Raw genomic sequence first — 19744 nt, forward strand, 5'->3', positions numbered from 1 at the left:
GCCAGCCGACGCACAGCCCACGGCATGTGCACAAAGAATTCATCTGGCGAAGGCTTCCTGCTCGACGTCAGGCGGGCTAAGGTTTTCTTCCTGTCCCCGGAAAATAGGCCCATCGATGTCCCGACGTCTCGCAGTGACCGGAGGAGCCGCGCTGGCCGCGCTCCTGTCCTTCCCCGTCCTTGCACAACAAGGGCACGACGGGCCGCCGCCCGATCACGATGGCCCGCCGCCGATGTCAGCGGAAGACCAGGCCTTGAGCGAGGCGCTGCGCGCGCGCATGGGCGATACCAGCACCCTGATGCAGAGCGTGCCGATCCCCGAGAGCGCCGCCGAGTGCGGCGACACGCCAGGTTATGAGCGCATGCTGTGCCTGATTGATCTGCTCAAGGCCGATATCTCCGACGATGACATCCTCAAGAACCTTCAGCATGACTACTCACTCGAGGAAGCCGAGAACTGGAGCAACCTGCCCGCTGGCGCCTTCCCGAAACGCCCCGGCGTGCTGTTGGGCGAGCTGAACATCAAGCAGCGCGGCCTCGTCAAGGCGATCATGCTGGAGGCCACCGGCCACGCGCCGGATGAAGGCTTCGACGAGATGATTCAGACGCTCAACGCCGATGACTACATCAACACCGTCAGCACCGACTACAAGGCCGGTTACTCCTCCTACAACACCAAGTTCGCCTTCCTCGGCACACCGGGTGAGAGCGGCACCTGGGAGCTGTACTACGGCGGCCACCACATGGCCTTCGCCAACACCTACACCGATGGCAAGCTGGCCGGTGCCACGCCCTCCTTCCGTGGCGTGGAACCCTTCCCGTATTTCGAGATGAACGGGCGCGTGAACGAGCCGCTGACCCAGGAACGCGATGCCTTCGCCACCCTGCTCAGCTCGCTCTCCGAGGATCAACAGGCCGAAGCGACACTGGAAGGCACCTACCGTGACATCCTCGCTGGCCCCCAGGCCGACGATGCCATCCCCGAAAGCTATGAAGGCATTCCCGTCTCCGAGCTGGATGACGACCAGCAAGCGCTGCTGCTGACGGCCATCGAGACCTACGTGGACGACATCTCCGCGCCGGAGGCCAAGGCCTACATGGCGAAGTACACCGCAGAGCTTCCGGATACCTACCTCGGCTTCTCCGGCACGCCGCAGGTCAGCGCCGAGAACGATTACGTGCGTATCCACGGCCCCTCGCTGTGGATCGAATTCTCGTTGCAGTCCAACAAGTCCACCGACAAGGTCGGCAACCATCCGCACTCGGTATGGCGGGATCGCACCGACGACTACGGCGGCCAGACCGAATGATCCGGCGCGCTTCCTGGCGCACCGCCCTGCTCGCCCTTGCCGTGATCTCCCTCGGCAATGGGGCCAGCGGGGCGGGAGGCGGCCTCATCGAGACGGCTCACGCCCACGCCCTGCCCGGCAGCGTGCTGACATTCGAGCAGCAACCGCAGCACACGCTGCACCTCACGCTCCAGTTCCCGCGTGAAGACCTGCTGATCGCCGCGCCGGAACTGGCAGCCCTTGGTGACGCCAAGCCCGGCGCTCCATTGGCGCAGGCGCTGACAGATCAACTCGGCGACTATCTCAATCAGCATCTGGCGCTCTCCAAGGACGGCGACGCACTGCCGCTGACGCTCACCGAGGCGCGTCTCGCATCCACCTATCAGCCACAACTCGGCGACTACGTGCTGGTCATCACCGAATGGAACGTGACGACCGAAAAAGCCGAACCGGACTCACTGCTGCTGCAATACGACGCCGTGATGCACGAAGTCCGCAACCACCGCGCCGATGTCTACTGGCAAACGCCCGACGGCGACACCCGCCCGCTGGCCGGTTTCGGCTTCTTCCACTCCGCCCACGGCGTCCGGCTCGACCTGCGCAAGGCCAGGCAGGCGCCAGTCAAACAGGAGTGAGTCGAGCAGGAGTGATTCGAACTGCAGTAAACAAGGCGGTAAGCGTTCCCTGAATCGCGTCCACAAAAAAAGCCCTTCCGGCCAATGGCCGGAAGGGCTTTTTGCTTGCTGCGTTCTCGTCTCGATCCGTTCAAGAGACCGTCTCGACAGAACGCTGCGTCAGCTCAGCGAGGGGTGATCGTCAGGCGATCATTCCCACTCGATGGTGGCCGGCGGCTTGCTGCTGACGTCATAGGTGACGCGCGAGACGTGCTCCAGCTCGTTGATGATGCGGTTGGAGACCTTCTCCAGCAGCTCATACGGCAGGTGCGCCCAGCGGGCGGTCATGAAGTCGACGGTCTCGACGGCACGGATACCGATGACCCACTCGTAACGACGGCCATCGCCGACGACACCGACGGACTTGACCGGCAGGAAGACGGCGAACGCCTGGCTGGTCTTGTGGTACCAGTCGAAGTTGTGCAGTTCTTCGATGAAGATGGCGTCGGCTTCACGCAGGATGTCCGCGTATTCCTTCTTCACTTCACCGAGGATACGCACGCCCAGACCCGGCCCCGGGAAGGGGTGACGGTAGACCATGTCGTAGGGCAGGCCGAGTTCGAGGCCGACCTTGCGGACTTCGTCCTTGAACAGTTCGCGCAGCGGCTCGACCAGTTCCATCTTCATGTCGTCCGGCAGGCCGCCGACATTGTGGTGGGACTTGATGACGTGGGACTTGCCGGTCTTGCTGGCAGCGGATTCGATCACGTCCGGGTAGATGGTGCCCTGGGCGAGGAAGTCGACGTCCTTGAGCTTGGCGGCTTCGGCATCGAACACTTCGATGAAGGTGTTGCCGATGGCCTTGCGCTTGGCTTCCGGGTCACTGACACCCTTGAGCTTGCCGAGGAAGAGGTCTTCGGCGTCCACACGGATGACCTTGACGCCCATGTGGCGAGAGAAGGTTTCCATGACCTGGTCGCCTTCGTTCTTGCGCAGCAGGCCGTTGTCGACGAAGACGCAGGTCAGCTGGTCACCGATGGCCTTGTGCAGCAGCGCCGCGACCACGGAGGAGTCGACGCCGCCGGAGAGGCCGAGCAGCACCTTGCGGTCACCGACCTGGGCGCGAACGCGATCGGTCAGGTCTTCGATGATCTTGGCCGGGGTCCACAGGCGCTCGGACTGGCAGATCTCGATCACGAAGTGCTCGAGGATGCGCTGCCCCTGCAGGGTGTGGGTGACTTCCGGGTGGAACTGCACGCCGTAGAACTGCTTCTCTTCCCACGCCATGGCGGCGATCGGGCAGCTCGGGGTGGAGGCGGTGACGGTGAAGGTCTCCGGGACCTTCGCGACCTTGTCACCGTGGCTCATCCAGACGTCGAGCAGCGGGCGGCCTTCGTCGTCCAGGTGGTCCTTGATGTCCTTGAACAGCGCGGACTCACCATCGACACGAATCTGGGCATAGCCGAATTCGCGCACGTTGGAGCCTTCGACCTTGCCGCCGAGCTGCTCGGCCATGGTCTGCATGCCGTAGCAGATGCCGAACACCGGCAGACCCATCTCGAACACGCACTGCGGCGCACGCGGCGAGTCCAGCTCGGTCACGGATTCCGGGCCACCGGCCAGGATGATGCCGTTGGGGTTGTACTCGCGGATCTCTTCCTCGGTGATGTCAAAGGCACGCACCTCGGAGAACACGCCCAGCTCACGCACGCGACGTGCGATCAGCTGAGTGTACTGGGAGCCGAAATCGAGGATCAGGATCTTGTGGGAATGGATGTCTTGCATCTTCAGTCTCTCATTGGGGAGTCATGTGACCCGCTTCGGAGCTGCGAGGGAGCGCGGGGTCGACACAATCTGGCGCCGAGAATAGCCGAGACCAGAAGTTTCTTCGACCTAAGCAAAGCGGGAACCCGTGTAGGGCTCCCGCTTTGCTTCGCGCTTCGCTATGTCTCAGTCGCGCCGATAGTTGGGCGCTTCCTTGGTGATCTGCACGTCGTGGACGTGGGATTCGGCGAAGCCGGCACCGGTGATCTGCACGAATTGCGGCTTGGTGCGCATCTCTTCGATGGTCTGGCTGCCGGTGTAGCCCATGGAGGCACGCAGGCCGCCCATCAGCTGGTGCACGATGGCGCTCATCATGCCCTTGTAGGGCACGCGGCCTTCGATGCCTTCCGGTACCAGCTTCTCGACGCCGGCGTTCTTGTCCTGGAAGTAACGATCGCTGGAACCCTGGGTCTGGGACATGGCGCCCATGGAGCCCATGCCGCGATACGCCTTGTAGGTACGGCCCTGGAACAGCTCGACTTCACCCGGCGCTTCCTCGGTACCGGCGAGCAGACCGCCGATCATGACGATGCTGGCGCCTGCGGCGATGGCCTTGGCGATGTCACCGGAGAAGCGGATACCGCCATCGGCGATGACCGGCACGTCGTACTTGGCCATGGCGGCCGCGACGTTGGCGACGGCGCTCATCTGCGGCACACCGACACCGGCGACGATGCGCGTGGTGCAGATGGAACCCGGGCCGATGCCGACCTTGACGCCGTCCGCGCCGGCTTCTGCCAGGGCGATGGCGGCTTCGGCGGTCGCGATGTTGCCACCGATGACCTGAATCTTCGGATGATGCTCCTTCACCCAGGCGACGCGGTCGATCACGCCCTTGGAGTGACCGTGAGCGGTGTCGACGACGATGACGTCAACGCCGGCTTCGGCGAGAGCCGCGACGCGGTCCGGGGTTTCCGGGCCGGTGCCGACGGCGGCGCCGACCAGCAGGCTGCCGTTGCTGTCCTTCGCGGCGTTCGGGTAGGTCTTGACCTTCTCGATGTCGCGAACGGTGACGAGACCGCGCAGGCGGAATTCGTCATCGACGATCGGCATCTTCTCGATGCGGCTTTCCTGCAGCTTGGCCTTGATCTGTTCCAGCGGCGTGCCTTCCAGCACGGTGACCAGCTTGTCGCGGCCGGTCATGATGCCGGCGACGGTATCGCTGAAGTCAGGCTGGAAGCGCATGTCGCGACCGGTCACGATGCCGACCAGGTATTCACCCTCGACCACCGGGAAGCCGGAGTAGCCATGCTCCTCGGACATCGCCAGCAGATCCTGGATCTTGGCCTTCGGGCTGACAGTGACCGGGTCACGCACGATGACGCTCTCGTGCTTCTTGACCTTGCGGACTTCCGCGGCCTGCTGGGCAATGCTCATGCTCTTGTGGATGATGCCGACACCACCTTCCTGCGCCATGGCGATGGCCAGGCGAGCTTCGGTGACGGTATCCATCGCAGAGGAGATGAGCGGGATATTGACGCTGATGTCGCGTGTGAGACGTGATCTCAGGCTGACGTCCTTGGGGAGGACCTCGGAGTAGCCGGGGACGAGAAGAACGTCATCAAACGTCAGAGCTTCTTGCGCTATACGTAGCATGTCGAACGCCCAGTAGCAGTTTATGAGGGATGCGCGAAAGCCGCAGTGCAGGGCCCGATGGACGGGCGCCATGACTACGGTTCTAGCGGTTGCTGCGAGGTAATCACCCATGATAACCCATTCGCCCCACTCGAGACAAACGTCGCAGGCTATCAATCTCGCGATTTCGTACCCCCCTGACACTAACCATCTGGTCAACTAGAGCCACGGATGGCGCGGCCTGCGGCGGGATGCGCCGGCGGATGCGCTGGCGTCAGGGGGTCGGCGTACCGCCGGAGTAGGCATCGAACCAGCGGTCGAGAAAATCGTGACGACGCGCCGTGTCCAGCATGCTCAGAATCGAGGCGTCCAGAGGCTGCGGGTAGAGCCGCTGGCCGACCTGATCCCGCAGCGACTGGGCGGTGTAGGGGCCGGTGATATCCGTGCGGATGCTGTAGAGCGGTGTCTCGCCCGCCAGCACATGCTGCCCTTGCCGCCCGATGAGGAAATCCATGAAGGTTCGCGCAGCCTCCGGATGCGGAGCATCGCGGTGGATGAAGGCGGTGCGCATGGAGATCAACGCATAGTCAGTGGGCATCTGCACGATGACCTCAGGGTGGGACTGTGCCCAGCGGATGGCGTAGGACCCCAGCAGGTTGTACCCCAGCCAGTAGCGGCCATCGCTCAGGCCTTCCAGCATGCGCTGCGTGCTGGTCTCGAGAGTGGTGTCGACCTGTCCGAGCGCCGCGACCAGTTTCCAGAAGCGTCCTGAATAGTAGGAATCCTGAAGATGGAGCGCGTATCCCAGTGCGCTCTTCGAGGGCGAATAGGCCACGACTCGCCCCGTCAGTGTCTCGGCATGCTCCGTCAGCAGGTTCAGTACGTCGGCATGCGAGGATGGCGGCATCATTCTGGTCGCGAGATCCAGCCGGTAGGCCATCACGATGGGCTCGAAGGTGAAGGCGAAGATTTCATCGCGCCACTTGGCCCACTCGGGCCATTGCCTTGCAGCCTCGCTGTCCAGTCGCTGGGCCAGTCCTTGATTGACCAGCGCCACCTGCCAGGGCATCGCCGAGCTGATGATGATATCGGCCCCCGCGTCGTCCTGAACGGCCAGTGCATTGAGCGTCATCGTCGTGCGATCGTGATAGACGATCTCGATGGCGGGATACTGGCGCGAGAAGGCCGCCAGCAAGGGCGCCGCGACCTGGCGATCCATTGCCGCTTCAATGACCAGGCGGTCCTGGGCCGCCATGACTGGCCTGGCAGCCAGGAGAGTGGCGAGACCTGCCCACAGGGCCAGCACCAGGCAACTCGTGACTCGGCGGGCCCCTGGGGTGGCGCGCAGCCTGTCAGACATGAGGTTCATGACGGCCACCTCGGAAAGCGGATGCGAATGCACAGCCCTCCCACATCGCGATTGGTGACCTGCAAGTCAGCCTGATGGCGCAGGGCAATCGTCTCGACGATCGCCAGCCCAAGTCCCGAACCGTCGGTGTCCTGACGCCCTGCGCGCTCGAAGGGCTGACAGAGTCGTTCCAGCATCTCCTTCGGCACACCGGGGCCGTTGTCCTCGATGCTGAGCAGCACGCTATCGTCATGGGCGGCAAGGCGCAGGGTGATCTCGCTGCCGGGCGGGGTGTAGCGCAACGCATTCTCGATCAGATTGCCGATCAGTTCGCGCAGCGCCCACGACTCGCCAATCACGCAGAGCGGCTGTGCAGGCAGTTCGGCCAGCCCCAGGTCATGCAGGCGCGCGAGATCGTGATCCACCCACTCCAGCACCACGCCGCGAAGCAGTTCACCGAGGTCCAGCGCGTCCTGCTCGGTGGGCAATGCCAGGTGACGCAGCCGCGTCAGGTTCAACAACTGCCCCGCCAGGCGACTGGTGCGTGCAGCGCTGGCGTGGATATCCCCGAGCGCTGCGCGCCATTCGTCAGGTGATGAGCTCGTCAGAGCGAACTCCGCCAGGTTCTGCACTCCCGCCAGCGGCGTGCGCAGCTGGTGGCTGGCATCGGCGGTAAAACGCAGCAACGCATCGCGGGATTCTCCCTGGCGGTGGAAAAGCTGCTCCAGCGTCTCGACCAGCTCGCGCATCTCTTCCGGCATGGTGCCCTCCAGCGGCGTGGCATCCTGCGGCTGACGCCGACGCAACTGATGCCGCAGACGCTTGAGCGGTGTCAGCGCCAGCCTCAGCGTGATCAGGATCATCACCACCGCCAGCACCCCCATGATGAGCATGCGGCCCGTGGCTCGAATCATCAGCTCGCGCGCCAGCTGCCGGCGCCCTTCGGTGGTATGTCCGACCCAGAGCTGCACACGAAATTGCCGCTCCCAGCCTGCGGAACGCACGCTGCGCGCGTGCAGCCGCCACGTGACGCCCTGATAACGGATGTCCTGCCAGACATCCCTTTCTCCAGCCTCGCGCAGCATCTGCGGGGTTAGCGGGATCTCGAGGTTGCTGGCCAGTACTTGCCCCTGATCATCCAGCAGGCGGTAGAAGACACGTTCCTGATGTCGTGTGGAGAGAATCTTGAGGGCAGCCGGCGGCATCATGATGCGCGGCTTGTCATCCTGCCACTGGATGGCTTCTGACATGGCCAGCAGCGCATCCTCGAGCTGATTGTCGAAAGCGCGCTGGGCCGAGCGCTGACTGGTGACCCAGGCATCGATCAACACGAGCCCGCCGACGATGAGCATCATGCTCAGCATCCACCCCAGCAGGCGATTGCGCAGCTTGCCGTGGATGATCATCCGGCGTCTGTCATCTCGAGACGATAGCCCAGCCCACGCAGGGTACGGATCTGTATCTCACTGCCTGCCAGGCGCTTGCGCAGCCGACTGATGTAGACCTCCAACGCATTCGAGCCCACCTCGCCATAGCCGAATACCTTGCCTTCGATCACCTCCCGCGACACCACCTTGCCGGCGTGCAGCATCAGGCTTTCCAGCAGCAGACGCTCCCGTGGTGGCAGATCCAGCGTCGCGCCCACCAGCGTGAAAGTGCCGCTGCGGGTCGACATGGCAAGCGGACCGAAGCGAAGCGTGTTGTCACTGCGTCCCTGACTGCGCCGCAGCAAGGCCCGCACACGGGCTTCCATCTCCACCAGCGAGAACGGCTTGGCCAGGTAATCATCGGCACCAAGATCCAGTCCACGCACCCGGTCGTCCACCCCATCCCGCGCCGTGATGATCAGCACCGGCGTCAGGTCATTGCGCTGACGCAACTCCGACAGCAGGTCCATGCCCTGCCCATCCGGCAGGCCGAGATCGAGCAGGATCAGATCAAAGCCGCCCTGGCGCGCCGCGTCCCGTGCAGGTGCCAGAGTATCGAAGACATCGATGGCATAGCCCAGCGTCGACAGACTGCGCTGCAGGGTGCGGGAAATGAGGGGATCATCCTCGACGACGAGCAGGCGCATGCATCCAAAGTCTCAGTAAGGGGAAGGGAAAGTGACAGGTTGATGAAAGGTCGCGCTCCTACCATGCCGGTATCGCAATTACCGCTGCGATATACCGATCAGACAGCGCCACCCTGTCGCCATGAACATAAAGCAAAAGGCGCTGTGAAGACAAAAACAACAGCCATCAGGAGCACACCATGCGCCAGTCCCGACGCCTGCCCTCTTCCCTTCGCGACATCACGCCGTTGCGCCTCGCCGCCGCCATGGCAGCGCCGCTCGCGCTGGCCGCGGCAAGCCTGGTCGCCATGCCCGCCGCCGCGGCCGACAAGAGCGAATGCATCGCCCCGGCCAAGCCCGGCGGTGGCTACGACCTCACCTGCCGCCTGGCCGCCAACGGCCTGCTGGAAACCGGCATCATCGACTCGCCGATGATGGTCACCTACATGCCGGGTGGCATCGGCGCGGTCGCCTACAACCACGTCATCGGGGTACGCAGTGATGACCCCAATCTGGTCGTGGCCGCCAGCACCGGTGCCGCCGTCAATCTGGCGCTGGGCAAGTTCGGCAAGTTCAGCGCCGATGACGTCCGCTGGGTTGGCGCACTGGGGGTCGATTATGGCGCGGTGGTCGTCAATGCAGACGCCCCGTGGCAGACCCTCGATGAACTGATGCAGGACCTCAAGGCACATCCCAGCGAGATTCCCTTCGGCGCCGGCGGCACCATCGGCAGCCAGGACTGGATGAAGGCCGCGCTGATCGCCAAGTCCATCGATGTCTCGCCGCGCAAGCTGCGTTACGTGTCCTTCGAGGGCGGTGGTGAAGCGCTGGCGGCACTGCTGGGCAATCACATCAAGGTCTATACCGGTGATCTGTCCGAGCTCAAGTCCCAGCTTTCCAGCGGCAAGATTCGCGTACTGGCCGCGCTGTCCGAAGAACGCATGGACGGCGCCTTCGCCGAGATTCCCACTGCTGCCGAACAGGGCTATGACGTGACCTGGCCGATCTGGCGTGGTTACTACATGGGCAAGGACGTCAGCGATGCCGACTACGACGCCTGGGTCGAACGCCTCAAGCAGTTGAGCGAAAAACCGGAATTCGCCGAGATCCGTGAAGCCCGCGGTCTGTTCCCGATCCAGAAGTTCGGCGCGGATTTTGACGATTACGTGAAAGGCCAGGTCGCCGACTTCAAGACCCTCGCCAAGGAAGTGGGACTGACAAAATGAGACTCGCCGCCGATCGCATCCTGGGCTTCGCCCTGATGGGACTGGCGGCGTTCATCGTCGCCCAGTCCCTGAGTATCGAAGTGCCCTTCGCCTACGACCCGGTAGGCCCCAAGGCCTTTCCCATCGGCCTTTCGATCCTGATGGCCATCTTCTCGCTGGTGCTGATCCTGCGCCCTGGCCCGGAAGGTGACTGGCCATCCGCCAGCGTGATGCTGCAACTGGGGCTGGTGATGGTGATCCTGATCGCCTTCGCCTTCTTCTTCGTGCGCCTCGGCTACCCCATCACGGCCGTCGCCGCCATCACCGCCATCGCCCGCCTGTTCGGTGCCCGCTGGCGCGCTGCCTGCGTGACCGGGGTGCTGATGGCCGGCGCAAGCTACGTGCTGTTCACCGCCGTACTGGAAATCTCGCTGCCGACCGGGCTGTGGTTTTCCTGATTCCGAGAGGGCTTTCTCATGTTTGATTTCATCCTCCAGGGCTTTGGCGTCGCACTGACGCCACTCAACCTTGGCCTGGCCTTCAGTGGCGCACTGCTGGGCACCTTGTTCGGTGCCTTGCCGGGCATAGGCCCCATCAACGGCATCGCCATTCTGATGCCGCTGGCCTATACCCTCGGCCTGCCGGCGGAATCGGCACTGATTCTGCTCGCAGGCATCTATACCGGTGCCGAATACGGCGGCCGGATGTCGAGCATTCTGCTCAACGTGCCGGGGGATGCCGGCGCCGTGATGACCACCCTCGACGGCTATCCGCTGGCCAAGCAGGGCCTGGCGGGACCGGCACTGGGCATCTCGGCGATCAGCTCCTTCGTCGGTGCCAGCATCGCGATCCTGGGTCTGACCCTGTTCGCCCCGCTGCTGGCCAAGGTGGCCGTGCAGTTCGGTCCGGCGGAGCTGTTCACCATGATGGTGTTCGCCTTCGCGTCCATGTCGGTGATGATGGGAAAGGACCCGGTCAAGACGGCGCTGGGCGCCATTCTCGGCGTGCTGATCGGCACCGTCGGCGTCGATTCCGGCACCGGTATCCAGCGCTTCACCTTCGATATCCCCGACCTCTACGACGGCATCGACTTCGTGGTGCTGATCATCGGCATGTTCGCGATCAGTGAAATCCTGCTGATGCTGGAAAGCCGCCTGCAGCATGGCAAGACCGGCGCCCTGCCTGTCATCGGCCGCGTCTTCGTGACGATGAAGGAAATCCTCTACTGCAAGGGCGCCATGCTGCGCTCCGGCCTGCTCGGCTTTTTGATCGGTGTGCTGCCGGGTACCGGCGCCTCGGTGGCGGGGGCCGTCTCCTACACCACCGAGAAACGTGTCAGCGACAAGAACAATACCTTCGGTACCGGCGACATGCGTGGCCTGGCCGCGCCGGAAGCCGCCAACAACGCGTCCGCAGCGGGCTCCTTCGTGCCGATGCTGACCCTGGGCATTCCGGGCTCCGGCACCACCGCCGTGCTGCTGGGCGCGCTGATGCTCTACAACATCACGCCCGGCCCGATGATGTTCAGCGAGCATCCCAAGGTCGCGGGCGGCCTGATCGCCTCGCTGTACATCGGCAACATCGTGCTGTTGCTGCTCAACCTGCCGCTGGCCGGCTTCTTCGCGCGCGTGCTGACCATCCCGCGCTGGGCACTGGTACCGGGCATCGTCATCCTGTCCTTCGTCGGGGTCTATCAGCTGCATTCCGACATGGGGGCCATCTACCTGATGCTGGGCATCGGCGTGCTGGGCTACCTGCTGCGCAAGCTGAACTTCTCGCTGGCCACCATCGTGCTGGGCTTCGTGCTCGGCGGACTGATGGAAGAGAATCTGCGTCGTGCCCTGGCCATCAGCGGTGGCGACAGCAGTATCCTGTGGCAATCGGGCATCTCGCAGGGCCTGTGGCTGGCCTCGCTGTTGCTGCTGCTCGGGCCTTTCCTGCTGTCACGACTCGGCAAGCGCAAGACGCGTACAGCCTGATCAAGGCACCCCGTGTGGCAAACCCCAAGCCCCCGTTCTCCCTCAGGAGTCCGGGGGCTTCTTGGTGGCGGACTCCCCGCCTGTGGCATCATGGCCCTCTCCATCTACCAGACAAGCTCCGCTACGGATTCCCCCACAAGCCCTCACACAAGGATTGCCGCGTGTTCGAAACATCGTCTGCCGCCGATGCCATCAGCGTCACCCAGCTGAATCGTGAGTCCAAGCGCCTGCTGGAGCGAGGCTTGGGGGAGCTCTGGATCGAGGGGGAAATCTCGGGCTTCTCGCAGCCGCGTTCCGGCCATTGCTACTTCACGCTCAAGGATGACAACGCCCAGGTGCGTTGTGCGCTGTTCAAGAGCCGCGCCCAGTTTCTGCGTGAGAAGCCCAAGGATGGTGACCGGGTACGGGTGCGCGCCAAGGTGTCGCTGTTCGAGGCGCGTGGCGACTATCAGTTGATCGTCGAGGCGCTGCAGCAGGCGGGGCTGGGGGAGTGGCTGGCGCGTCTGGCACGCCTCAAGGAGCAGCTGGCAGCCGAGGGCGTGTTCGCCAATCAGCGCGCCCTGCCCCACCCGCCGCGCCATCTGGGGGCGATCACCTCCGCGACCGGCGCGGCGCTGCAGGACGTGATCGCGGTGACCCGCAAGCGCTGGCCTCAGGCACGCCTGAGCGTGCTGCCGGTGGCGGTGCAGGGGCCACAGGCGGTACCCCAGCTGATTCGTGCGGTGGCGATGGCCAATCGCGACAGCGATTGCGATGCGCTGCTGATCACGCGGGGCGGCGGCAGTCTCGAGGACCTGTGGGCCTTCAATGACCAGCATCTGGCGCGCGCGATCTTCCACTCGCGCCTGCCGGTGGTGGCGGCCATCGGCCACGAGACTGACACCACACTGGCGGAACTGGCCGCCGACCTGCGCGCGCCCACGCCATCCGCCGCCGCCGAGGCGCTGTATCCGGATCAACGTGCCCAGGTGCAGCAGCTGGCTGCCCTCACGCAGCGACTGTGGCGTGCTCAGCGCGGACGGCTCGATCAGGCGGCACAGCGACTGGATCACGCCCGCTCGCGCCTGCGCCATCCGGCGCGCGAGCTGCAGGCCCAGCGCCAGCAAGCCCGTGAGCTGGAGCGCCGCCTGCACGTCGCAGTGCGCATGCGCATGACCCGTGAGCAGCAGAAGGCCGACCAGCTGACCCGCCGCCTGCAGCAGGCCAGCCCCGCACGTGATATCCAGCGCCATCGCCAGCAGCTGGCGATGCTGACACCACGCCTCGACAATGCCCTGCCGCGCCGGCTGGCAGCGGATCGTGAGCGACTGGAAGGCGCGATGCGCGCACTGAACGCGGTCAGCCCGCTCAACGTGCTCAACCGCGGCTATGCCATCGTCGAGCGCGTCGGCGGCAGCCAGACGCCGGCAGCGGACGACAGCAAGGTGATCCGCGCCGCCCATCAGACCCAGCCCGGCGAGATGCTCTCGATCCGCCTCGGCGAGGGCCGTCTGGCCGTCGAGGTCAAGCGCCGCTACAAGCCCAGGCCCTGAGCACCTGATCGGCACTGATGCGCCACCAGACCGAAAAAAGCCCCGCTACCGGAACCGGTAACGGGGCTTTTTCATGGGCGGCTCACGTCAGATACACCAGACCGCTCTTGATCACTCGCCTTGCGCACCACTCACACTGACACGCGTGAACGGCTACGCAGGTCTTGACCCTGGTCTTTCGCGCAGCTTCGGGCGCGCTGGATCAAAAGTCAGGCGGACCCTGCTCGGCGCCCGGCTTGAAGGCGCCCGGCTCCAGATCATGACGTCCCAGCAGCTTGTAGAAGTCGGTGCGGTTGCGCCCGGCGATCCGCGCGGCCTGGGTCACGTTGCCTTCGGTGATCTTGAGCACCTTGATCAGATAGCTGCGCTCGAAACCGGCACGCGCCTCGGAGAAGGACGGCAAGGCGTTCTCTTCCGCGGCCAGCGCCTGGGAGACCAGCGCTTCCGGAATCATCGAGGAGCTGGTGAGCGCGACACACTGCTCGACCACGTTGACCAGCTGACGCACGTTGCCCGGCCAGGCACTGGAGGCCAGCAGATTGAGCGCTTCCGGCGAGAAGCCCTTCACGAACGGCTTGTGGCGGGCAGCCGCCTGGCTGATCAGGTACTTGGCCAGCAGCGGCACATCCTCGGCACGCTCGCGCAGGGCGGGCAGCTTCAGATTGACCACGTTGAGGCGGTAGTAGAGATCTTCGCGGAAGTCGCCGTCATGCATCGCCTTGTCGAGGTTGCGGTGCGTGGCGGAGATGATGCGCACATCGATGGGCACTGACGTCGTGGAGCCCAGCGGGCGGATCTGACGCTCCTGCAGCGCACGCAGCAGCTTGACCTGCAACGCCAGCGGCATGTCGCCGATCTCATCGAGGAACAGGGTACCGCCATCCGCCGCCTGGAACAGGCCCTGGTGCGCGCTGACTGCACCGGTGAAGGAGCCCTTGGCGTGACCGAACAGCTCGCTTTCCAGCAGTTGCTCCGGCAGCGCGCCACAGTTGATGGCGACGAAGGGACGCGAGGCACGCGGGCTGGCGTTGTGGATGGCCTTGGCCATCAGCTCCTTGCCGGAGCCGGACGGGCCGGTGACCAGCACGCTGACATCGGAAGCCGCGACCATGCGTGCCTGCTCGAGAATCTGCTCCATCTGCGGGGAACGCGTGATGATGCCGGCACGCCAGGCATCGTCACCCTCCTTTACGGGCGGCGCCTGGGCCAGCGCCTCGTCGATGGCCGCGAACAGCTCATCCTTGTCGACGGGCTTGGTCAGGAAGCTGAACACGCCCTGACGAGTGGCACTGACGGCGTCCGGGATCGAGCCATGCGCCGTGAGCAGGATGACCGGCATGCCCGGCTGACGCTTCTGCAGCTCGCCGAACAGCGCCATGCCATCCATCTCGTCCATGCGCAGGTCAGACAGCACCAGGTCAGGACGCGCCGCCTCCAGACGGCTGAGCGCCTCACGGCCGCTACTGGCGGTGGTGACCTTGAAGCCACGGCTTTCGAGACGCATGCCGAGCAGCTTGAGCAGACTTGCATCGTCATCCACGAGCAGAATATGCGCTTGAGCGTATTTCACACTAACTCTCCTTGCGGGCCTGTCGCTCGGAAATCCCTCCGACGTCAGTCCCGCACAGTCTTGCGTCATGCAGCCGGTTGGGCCAATGACAGTTCGTGGCCAGACACGCCCGGCATCGGATTCAGGGCGTGGTCTGACGGCGAGAATTGATGGCTTCCTCGATGGCGGTCAGCGCCTCGAGCTTCTTGCTGAGCTGGGCGTTCTCGGCACTCAGCTTGCGGCGGACGCCTTCGCTCTTGTCGCGATCCGCGATCAGGCCGCGACGCTCCTCCAGCCCATTGAGCCACTGGCGCAGCAGCGGCTGCAGACGACTCGGCGCGGTGGGCAGGTCCGCCTTGTAGAGGTCAGAGGCCAGTTCCCAATCGGACTCGTCTCCCCAGCTGAGCACGATGGCACGCGCCAGACGACGGTCATGGCGGTTGCCTTCCAGCTGCATCAGGGTGCTGTCGCGCCACTGATCGTTGCCGCGTTGAGCCTGCAGCGCAAAGGCGACCCACTCATCCAACAGGCAGTTTCCTTCCTTGAAATCGGGCAGATCGCCCGCCCCATGACAGCTGTCCTGAACGCTGGGAGTATCGGCGACGTGTTCGTTGCCCGGCAAGGTGATATTCGACAGGGCGCCACAGGCACTGAGCAAGCTGACCAGCATGCCGGTGGTGATTCCCGTCAACAGTCGTTGACCCTTCATCACTTCTCTTCCTTGCGTGTCTGATGGCACTCTCGGGTGCCATTTCATGTGGTATGGGGTGCACTGTCACCCCCCAGCAGGACCTGCTCACCTTCCTGACCAGAGGAGGGTGAGCGGCTGGGGGTCGGCAAGGTCAGGCGGAAACAGACGTCGGCCTTGGCGTCCTCCACCAGCGCCAGTTGACCAAACTGGGCGCGAGCACTGTCAGCGGCCACCGAAAGGCCGATACCGGAGCCCTTGAGCGGCCCCTTGCGCTTCACCGCGCCCTGATAGAAGGGCTGGAACAGGTGATCGCGGTCCTTCGGAGCGATCGGTTCGCCGCTGTTGGCGACCTCGATCACCAGCTGGCGACGCTCCTTGCGCGCCCTCAGCCATAGATCGCCGCCATCTTCCCCATAGGCGATGGCGTTGGAGATCAGGTTGTCGAGAATCCGGCCGGTACGCGGACGATCCGCCTCCCAGCTGAGGCTGGCGGGTGGCAGGTGCACGCGCATGCCCTTCTTCTCCAGTGCCAGGCGGTGCTTTGACAGCACTTCCTTGAAGACTTCGTGCACATCGAAGCGGCTACGTTCGAGCCCCTGATTGTGTTGCAGCAGATTGTAGTCCAGGAGCTGCTCGATCAGCTTCTGCAATTCCTTGCTGGAGTCATCCAGCAGGCCAAGAATTTCCATCTGATGCGGGCTGAGCGGACCGGCGACCTCATCGATCAACAGCCCGGTGCCTTCACGGATGCTGGCCAGCGGTGTCTTGAGCTCATGCGACATGTGACGCAGGAACTGCTGCTTCTGCTCTTCCAGCTCATCCAGGCGCGCCGCCAGCCAGTCGAGACGCTCACCCAGCTGGACCAGCTCGGCGGGCCCCTTGATGAGCGGACCCTCTCGGTCGGTGCCGCTGCCGAGACCATTGATGCGCCGCTCCAGCTGACGGATGGGACGAATGATCAGCCAGGTGAAGAACAGCATCAGCAACAGGCTGATGGAGACGAGCGCGGCCGTCTGCCACCACAGTTGAGTCTTCACCTGGGAGGCGCGCGCACGAATGCCCTCGATGCGGGCATCGACGAGTTCACGGGTGGAGTTCAGAAGGCCGCTGGCCTGGATGGAGAAGGGACCGAAGTCCTCGAGATGACTGCTGACCTGCGCCACGCTCATCTCGGGCATGCGCTCGAGTTGCGACAGCGAGCCCTTGAGTTCGCTGACGCGCGGGTCTCCCTCGCCCAGCAGGCGCGCCTGCTCGTCCAGCAGCTCGCGGAAGGCACTGGCCTTGTCAGCGTAGATCTTCATCAGATCCGGATTTTCCAGCACCGCGTACTGGCGTGCGCTGCGCTCCATCTCGACGGCGAGATTGGTCAGGGTGCGGGCTCGGCGAGTCTGGTCAACCGCCTGGCGAGCGCTGACATCGGCCAGCTCCGAGAGCTCGGAGAGTGCCTGACCCGCCTGGAACATCAGCACTGCAATCGGCAGCATCACCACCATGAATGCCATCAATACCAATTGAAGCAGAGAGCGGGGGCGCCAGTGCCGTGTCACCTTGGAGGCCATTGAAAGAACTCTATGCAGGAAAGGGGTGGTCATCATCGAATCACGTCTTCCAAGGATACCAGAGTTCGCCAGCGCCCATCGCGGTTGCCAGTTCGTTAATCAATATGATTCTGATTTAATTCATCCCCGCTCGACGACAGAAACCGCGCCCGGGCAGGTGTCGTGGATGATTCACTTGACCCATCCTCGTGAAACGCACAAAAAGAGGGCCGGCAAGAGCCGGCCCAAGTACGCAGGGAACTGAAGGGTCAGTCATCACGACGAATGCCTGTTACCTGGAGAGCAGACCTCCATCGTGATTGCTGGGCCTGACAGGTGGTCTGCCTGTCGCTGGCCCGGGAGTCGCCAGTGCCACCTGGTGGTCGTTCCAGGTCAGTTGACACTCGCCTCGGACAGGGTCCGAGCTCCCTATCGGATACATCACAGGGGGGCGATGCATCGCAATGCTTGCGGCGCTCGCCGGGCACTTCCCGGCGCTCACCTGAATTCCGGGGATGGCGGTGACGGATCAAGCATCACCGCATCCAGTATCGGGCATCCATGCCCGGGCATCCTTGCCCTAAAGATACTTTCCATGCCCTCTGGGGGCCGTACCTGTCTCATCGCAACCTGAAGTCACACATCGCGTGGAGCAGACGCTTGGCCTGTCAGCGATCACGGAGCGCACAGGGTAGTGAGTACCGTCATCGCTGGAAGGCCGGAGAGAATGTCCATTTTCATGGGCACTCCCTCGTGCTCAACATGACTATTGCCAATGCCGTGCCAATAACCGAAAAACACATTCAAAAACAATGACTTGCAAAGATACAAAAACCGGCATCGGCGTGGATTCCCACGCACGAGGCGTGAAACGATGAAATACACGTCCTTTTCGTCGCAAAATGCCAACAGTTATCGTTGGTATCCGATTTTCTCCTTCCATATCAATCAATTGAAACGTCTCCTTTGCAAGACATCGCGCCACTCACTGATCCAGAAGTGCGACATCGATCCAGAAGCGCGGCATCTTGCCGAAATTTCCTGCGTATCATGCGCAAGACCCCCGTCAGTCACCTGAAGCGTTCAGGCAGCTGACGGGGGTCGAGAGTCTTGAGGGCGACGGCAAGCGCCTTGAGCGCCACGTGCTTGGGTCGTGACTAGAGCGCCTTGATCAGCACCTTGGAATTGCGCGCGGAGTTGTAGATCTCTCGGCGCATCGGCGGGAGGTCATCCAGGCCGGCCGACACGAAGCCGTGCTCGATGAACCAGTGCAGGGTATGCGTGGTCAGCGCGAACAGATGCGTGAGGCCACCACGCCGTGCACGCACCTCGATCTCGGCCAGCAGCTGCTCACCCCGCTGGCCACGCCGGTAGTCATCATGCACGGCCACGCAGGCCAGCTCACCCATGGCAGCGTCACGACTGACATGCAGGGCTGCACAGCCAATGATCATGCCGTCACGCTCGAGCACGACATAGTCGTCGATCTCGTGCTCGAGGCGTTCACGCGAGCGAGCGACGAGGATTCCGCGCTGCTCCAGCGGCCCCAGCAATGCCAGCAATCCTCCGACATCCTCCAGGCGTGCCTTGCGCAGCTGTTCATAGCCCTGGCGGGTGATCATGGTGCCGATCCCGTCGCGGGTGAACAGCTCGCCCAGCAGCGCATCGCGATCCCGCCAGCTGAGCAGGTGAGTGCGACCGACGCCGCGCCGCGCCGCACCACAGGCCGCGGCCAGATGACGAGACAGTTCGCTGTCATCCTCACGTGGCGGTGCCAGGGCGGCGGCCTGCTCAGGATTGAGCTGACGCAACAGTACGCCATGCTCATCGAACAGCCCCTCCCCTTCTCCCAGCAGGATCAGCTTGTCGGCGGCCAGCGCCACGGCCGCGTGCTCGGCCACCTCGGCCGCATCGAGGTCGAAGACTTCGCCGGTGCTGGAGAAGCCCAGCGGCGGCAGCACCACGATGGCCTGCTGGGAAAGCAGCCCCTGGATGGCCTCGCTGCGCACCCGACGCACCTCGCCACCGTGCAGGAAGTCGACGCCCTCTCGCACGCCCAGCGGCTTGGCCATCACCAGATTGCCCGACACGGCGGAGAGCTCGACACCATGCAGCGGGGTATTGGGCAGCCCCAGCGACAGGCTGGCCTCCAGGCGCAGGCGCAGCGTGGCGACCTGCTGCTCCAGATGCGCGAGGATGTCACGGGTGACGACCCAACGCCCCTGATGACGCTCGGCCTCGATTCCCACTCCCTCCAGCGCTTCCCTGACCTGCGGACGCACGCCGAACACCACCACCAGTCGCACGCCGAGGGTGTGCAGCAACGCCAGATCCTGAATCAACTGCGTTCGTCGTGAGGAAGACAGCGCTTCGCCTTCGATCAGAATGACGAAGGTGCGCCCACGGTGAGCGTTGATGTAGGGAGAGGAGTTGCGAAACCAGTCCGCGAAGGGAAAACGCGTGTTCAAGAGCCAGCTCCGTGCAGGAGGGAGGGAAAATGGCATGTCAGGCATGCCCATGAATCATCATATCAGCGCCGCAGCCTGCA

General features: G+C 63.9%; 15 protein-coding genes. 6 read left to right on the forward strand and 9 right to left on the reverse strand.

Annotated features, from left to right (window positions below):
* Positions 1-115: 115 nt before the first annotated feature.
* Positions 116-1309, forward strand: a complete 1194-nt coding sequence (locus tag HXS65_RS08515) for a DUF3500 domain-containing protein (protein WP_218015069.1) — start codon at positions 116-118, stop codon at positions 1307-1309.
* Positions 1306-1923, forward strand: coding sequence for a hypothetical protein (locus HXS65_RS08520; RefSeq protein WP_176493667.1), 618 nt, complete (start codon positions 1306-1308; stop codon positions 1921-1923). Before HXS65_RS08515 ends, HXS65_RS08520 begins: the two co-directional genes overlap by 4 nt.
* 189 nt (positions 1924-2112) lie before the next feature.
* Here HXS65_RS08520 and guaA read toward each other — a convergent pair whose 3' ends face one another.
* From guaA to HXS65_RS08545, 5 genes are all read right to left on the reverse strand, one after another.
* Positions 2113-3687: a glutamine-hydrolyzing GMP synthase gene (guaA, locus tag HXS65_RS08525; protein ID WP_077379004.1), complete on the reverse strand. Its 1575-nt coding sequence runs from the start codon at positions 3685-3687 to the stop codon at positions 2113-2115.
* 165 nt (positions 3688-3852) lie between these two features.
* Positions 3853-5322, reverse strand: a complete 1470-nt coding sequence (gene guaB / locus HXS65_RS08530) for an IMP dehydrogenase (protein WP_077379374.1) — start codon at positions 5320-5322, stop codon at positions 3853-3855.
* A gap of 253 nt (positions 5323-5575) precedes the next feature.
* The gene (locus tag HXS65_RS08535; RefSeq protein ID WP_255304462.1) at positions 5576-6607 is read right to left on the reverse strand and encodes an ABC transporter substrate-binding protein; all 1032 of its coding nucleotides are present in this window, start codon (positions 6605-6607) and stop codon (positions 5576-5578) included.
* Positions 6608-6666: 59 nt separating this feature from the next.
* On the reverse strand, positions 6667-8055 hold the full coding sequence (locus HXS65_RS08540; protein WP_176493668.1) for a sensor histidine kinase: 1389 nt from the start codon (positions 8053-8055) through the stop codon (positions 6667-6669).
* Positions 8052-8723 carry a response regulator gene (locus HXS65_RS08545; protein ID WP_077378999.1) on the reverse strand — a complete coding sequence of 224 codons (672 nt, stop codon included), beginning with the start codon at positions 8721-8723 and terminating at the stop codon, positions 8052-8054. The genes HXS65_RS08540 and HXS65_RS08545 overlap by 4 nt, the downstream gene beginning before the upstream one ends.
* A gap of 179 nt (positions 8724-8902) precedes the next feature.
* On the opposite strand from HXS65_RS08545, the gene HXS65_RS08550 reads away from it, so the two are divergent.
* The 4 genes from HXS65_RS08550 to xseA all read left to right on the forward strand — a co-directional run bounded on the left by HXS65_RS08550 (position 8903) and on the right by xseA (position 13418).
* Complete coding sequence (locus HXS65_RS08550; protein WP_255304463.1) at positions 8903-9928, forward strand: tripartite tricarboxylate transporter substrate binding protein; 1026 nt, start codon at positions 8903-8905, stop codon at positions 9926-9928.
* A complete protein-coding gene (locus HXS65_RS08555) occupies positions 9925-10365 on the forward strand; it encodes a tripartite tricarboxylate transporter TctB family protein (protein ID WP_077378995.1) in 441 nt (146 codons plus the stop codon). The genes HXS65_RS08550 and HXS65_RS08555 overlap by 4 nt, the downstream gene beginning before the upstream one ends.
* Before the next feature lie 18 nt (positions 10366-10383).
* On the forward strand, positions 10384-11886 hold the full coding sequence (locus HXS65_RS08560) for a tripartite tricarboxylate transporter permease (RefSeq protein WP_084209371.1): 1503 nt from the start codon (positions 10384-10386) through the stop codon (positions 11884-11886).
* A gap of 161 nt (positions 11887-12047) precedes the next feature.
* Positions 12048-13418, forward strand: coding sequence for an exodeoxyribonuclease VII large subunit (gene xseA / locus HXS65_RS08565; protein ID WP_176493669.1), 1371 nt, complete (start codon positions 12048-12050; stop codon positions 13416-13418).
* A 202-nt stretch (positions 13419-13620) separates the two neighbouring features.
* Here the strand turns inward: xseA and glrR are convergent, their stop codons facing one another.
* The 4 genes from glrR to argA form a co-directional block, all read right to left on the reverse strand.
* Complete coding sequence (gene glrR / locus HXS65_RS08570; RefSeq protein ID WP_127736341.1) at positions 13621-14988, reverse strand: two-component system response regulator GlrR; 1368 nt, start codon at positions 14986-14988, stop codon at positions 13621-13623.
* A 121-nt stretch (positions 14989-15109) separates the two neighbouring features.
* Entirely contained in the window at positions 15110-15676 is a 567-nt protein-coding gene (locus HXS65_RS08575; RefSeq protein WP_077378987.1) for a hypothetical protein, read from the reverse strand.
* 44 nt (positions 15677-15720) lie between these two features.
* Complete coding sequence (locus tag HXS65_RS08580; RefSeq protein WP_077378985.1) at positions 15721-17217, reverse strand: HAMP domain-containing sensor histidine kinase; 1497 nt, start codon at positions 17215-17217, stop codon at positions 15721-15723.
* Positions 17218-18353: 1136 nt separating this feature from the next.
* On the reverse strand, positions 18354-19664 hold the full coding sequence (argA, locus tag HXS65_RS08585) for an amino-acid N-acetyltransferase (protein ID WP_136939061.1): 1311 nt from the start codon (positions 19662-19664) through the stop codon (positions 18354-18356).
* Positions 19665-19744 lie beyond the last annotated feature (80 nt).

It is taken from the genome of Cobetia sp. 5-25-4-2 (assembly GCF_013374075.1).
GTDB classification, from domain to species: domain Bacteria; phylum Pseudomonadota; class Gammaproteobacteria; order Pseudomonadales; family Halomonadaceae; genus Cobetia; species Cobetia marina.

Coding starts and splice junctions, on each gene's coding strand:
- HXS65_RS08515 (WP_218015069.1), top strand. CDS start 116: ATGTCCCGACGTCTCGCAGTGACCGGAGGAGCCGCGCTGGCCGCGCTC.
- HXS65_RS08520 (WP_176493667.1), top strand. CDS start 1,306: ATGATCCGGCGCGCTTCCTGGCGCACCGCCCTGCTCGCCCTTGCCGTG.
- guaA (WP_077379004.1), bottom strand. CDS start 3,687: ATGCAAGACATCCATTCCCACAAGATCCTGATCCTCGATTTCGGCTCC.
- guaB (WP_077379374.1), bottom strand. CDS start 5,322: ATGCTACGTATAGCGCAAGAAGCTCTGACGTTTGATGACGTTCTTCTC.
- HXS65_RS08540 (WP_176493668.1), bottom strand. CDS start 8,055: ATGATCATCCACGGCAAGCTGCGCAATCGCCTGCTGGGGTGGATGCTG.
- HXS65_RS08545 (WP_077378999.1), bottom strand. CDS start 8,723: ATGCGCCTGCTCGTCGTCGAGGATGATCCCCTCATTTCCCGCACCCTG.
- HXS65_RS08550 (WP_255304463.1), top strand. CDS start 8,903: ATGCGCCAGTCCCGACGCCTGCCCTCTTCCCTTCGCGACATCACGCCG.
- HXS65_RS08555 (WP_077378995.1), top strand. CDS start 9,925: ATGAGACTCGCCGCCGATCGCATCCTGGGCTTCGCCCTGATGGGACTG.
- HXS65_RS08560 (WP_084209371.1), top strand. CDS start 10,384: ATGTTTGATTTCATCCTCCAGGGCTTTGGCGTCGCACTGACGCCACTC.
- HXS65_RS08575 (WP_077378987.1), bottom strand. CDS start 15,676: ATGAAGGGTCAACGACTGTTGACGGGAATCACCACCGGCATGCTGGTC.
- HXS65_RS08580 (WP_077378985.1), bottom strand. CDS start 17,217: ATGGCCTCCAAGGTGACACGGCACTGGCGCCCCCGCTCTCTGCTTCAA.